This is a genomic window from Labrys sp. F242, from assembly GCF_057813875.1.
Genome location: NZ_JBVASG010000040.1, coordinates 1 through 302, shown reverse-complemented (window position 1 = coordinate 302; position 302 = coordinate 1). Strand labels below are relative to the sequence as shown.

The following is a 302-nucleotide window of genomic DNA, read 5'->3' as shown; positions in this document are numbered from 1 at the left end:
CCCAAGCTCCGTCTCTCCCTCACTGCTGCCGGCCAATCCGGCCGCGCCGAGCTGACGCGCCTTTACCTCCTGCCTTTCATGCGCTGGCGCTTCGGCCGCGGCGATCCCGAAAAGCTGGTGCTGGCCCCGCAGGACCTGCGGGCCGCCGACCCCACCCGCGCCGCCGAGCTGGTGGACGGCCGCTTCACCTTCGTCGCCAAGACGATCGTGCTCACCGAGGTCTCCCCCTTCGCCATCGCCCCGCCCTCGCCGGCCTGGCGCGAGACCCTGCTCGGCTTCACCTGGCTGAGGCATCTCAGGGC

The 302-nt window shown here is 71.9% G+C and carries 1 pseudogene; it reads left to right on the top strand.

The annotated features are described in order from the left end of the window. A pseudogene (locus tag ACZYTC_RS34350) lies at positions 1-302 on the top strand (hypothetical protein); the annotation flags it as partial.